The organism is Bradyrhizobium algeriense (assembly GCF_003062295.1).
Lineage (GTDB): Bacteria > Pseudomonadota > Alphaproteobacteria > Rhizobiales > Xanthobacteraceae > Bradyrhizobium > Bradyrhizobium algeriense.
In genome coordinates, this window is sequence record NZ_PYCN01000121.1 from 1 (window position 1) to 2172 (window position 2172).

Sequence of the window (2172 nt, forward strand, 5' to 3'; positions counted from 1 at the left end):
AGAGGCTTCCGCCAGTTCCTCCTGCGCAGCATCGACAAGGTCAAAGCCGAATGGGCCATGATCTGCATCGCCCACAACCTCGCAAAACTCGCCGCCGCACGCTGAGGAGAACCTGTCTCCCCAAAAAGCTTCAGAACCCGCCTCGCTTAATCCTAAGTCCATTATAGGGACAGGCTCCTAGAGCGTTCGCCTGATCGGTTCGATTCCGATGCCGCGAGGCCCGCGGCGCTGATCCATGGCCATGACCGCGATGGACGATCAGTTCCTTCAACACGGCTTCGATCCGGGCGTCGCAGGCAGATGCCTTCTCGTGGTAGGCGTCGTAAAGCGCAAGTGCCTGCTCGAGCGCAAACAGATGCTCAGCGCGATAGCTTCCGGTGAGCGCCTTTGCGATCGTCTCGGCGCTGGAGTGGCAACTGTAATGGCGCAAGCACGCCAGCGCCTCAGGATCGCGCTCGCCGGCAAGGATCGCGCGTATGATACGCAGGCCGGTCGCGCCGGTGATGTCGGCGACGACGTGGTGCAGCTGAAGATTCATCTCCGTCAAGGCCTTCTGCATATGCTGGATGTGTGAGGCCGCGTACTCCAGCAGACGCTCGCGCTGACGCACGTAGGCTCGCAGCTCGGCAATCTGCCCTTTGGGCCGAAAGCTGGCCCGCAGCAACCCGAATGAATGGAGCCGCTGCAGCCATTGCGCATCGCTGACATCGGTCTTGCGCCCCGGTACGTGCTTGGCATCGCGCGCGTTGACAAGAAACACGGTAAATCCCCCGGCATCGAGAGGCTCGAAATCGGAATCCAGTAGACGCTGGTCGATTCCATGACGACGGTCTCGACGCCGTATTCAGTAAACCAGTCGACCAGCCGATGCAGATCGGTCGTGAAGGTACCGAAGCTGCGGACTGGCTCCGGTGCGCGATCTGCCCTCACGGCAGCCATGTGCATAGTCGCTCCGACGTCGATCGCAGCCGCGTTTGGGTGCACCATCGGCATCTTACCACCGTTCCTCGACTTCGATCTTTTGGGGTTCATCTCCAATCCTCCTGCTGACGGCGGCGGAAGGGCTGGGCTGCGCTATTGGTCAGATTCCTAAACGGGATCGCCGGATGGCGTCACCACTCTCAAGTGCGCAACAACCCATGGACCAGGTTTTTTAACGGGGTCACGTGCCACCAAAATCGTATCGGCCGCTCCCTTGCGGTCGGCAATCTAGCGCCGCCCGTTTCTATCCCACAGGGGGAGCGCAGCGCCGCGCATAGTTTTTTAGAAGGAGCGCTCACCAAGGCGGGATTGCTGAGCGCAAAGCGATGATCGACCGTGAGCACGATCTGTCGATCACCAGGCAGGCGGAGGTTCTGCAGATCAGCCGCGGCAGCGTTTATTACCTGCCGCGTCCGGTGCCGGACGCCGATCTCGCGATCATGCGGCGTCTCGACCGGCTGCATCTGGAGTTCCCCTTCGCCGGTTCGCGAATGTTGAGAGGCCTGCTGGCTGCCGAGGGGTGCAAGATCGGCCGCCGGCATATCAAGACGCTGATGCGGCGGATGGGGATAGAGGCGCTCTATCGCCGTCCGCGCACGACGAAGCCCGAACCCGGCCACAAGATCCATCCGTATCTGCTGCGCGGCATGGAAATCACACGGCCGAACCAAGTCTGGGCCATGGACATCACCTACATCCCGATGGCGCGCGGCTTCGTCTATCTCGCCGTCGTGCTCGACTGGGCGACGCGCCGGGTTTTGTCCTGGCGGCTGTCGATCACCATGGAAGCAGCCTTCTGCGTCGAGACGCTGGAGGATGCCTTGGCTCGTCACGGCAGGCCGGACATCTTCAACACGGATCAGGGTTCGCAGTTCACCGGGCAGGCCTTCACCGGCGTGCTCGCCTACAACGGCATCGCGATCAGCATGGACGGCAAGGGCGCATGGCGGGACAACGTATTTGTCGAGCGGCTCTGGCGCAGCATCAAATACGAGGAGGTGTACCTGCGAGCCTATGAAAGCGTCAGCGAGGCGCGCAGCTCGATCGGCCGGTATCTCGATTTTTACAACCGCGCATCAGAACACCCATCTGTCTATGTTGTTGAAGAGAAGAGAGTTTGCTGATCGGGATGCGATCCCGTGGGGTATCTTGGGTTCTGTCGCGCTCGTTCGGCGATAGATTGAGCGGCAC

1 protein-coding gene and 2 pseudogenes are annotated in these 2172 nt (G+C 61.1%); 2 read left to right on the top strand and 1 reads right to left on the bottom strand.

Annotation, left to right across the window (positions count from 1 at the left end; genetic code table 11):
• Window positions 1-105 (top strand): transposase (locus tag C7G61_RS42555; protein ID WP_145963526.1); only part of this gene is annotated, 105 nt, incomplete at its 5' end.
• A 97-nt stretch (window positions 106-202) separates the two neighbouring features.
• On the opposite strand, the pseudogene C7G61_RS42560 reads toward C7G61_RS42555, so the two are convergent.
• A pseudogene (locus C7G61_RS42560) lies at window positions 203-1032 on the bottom strand (IS110 family RNA-guided transposase); the annotation flags it as partial.
• 227 nt (window positions 1033-1259) lie between these two features.
• On the opposite strand from C7G61_RS42560, the pseudogene C7G61_RS42565 reads away from it, so the two are divergent.
• Window positions 1260-2105: pseudogene (locus tag C7G61_RS42565) on the top strand (IS3 family transposase); the annotation flags it as partial.
• Window positions 2106-2172 lie beyond the last annotated feature (67 nt).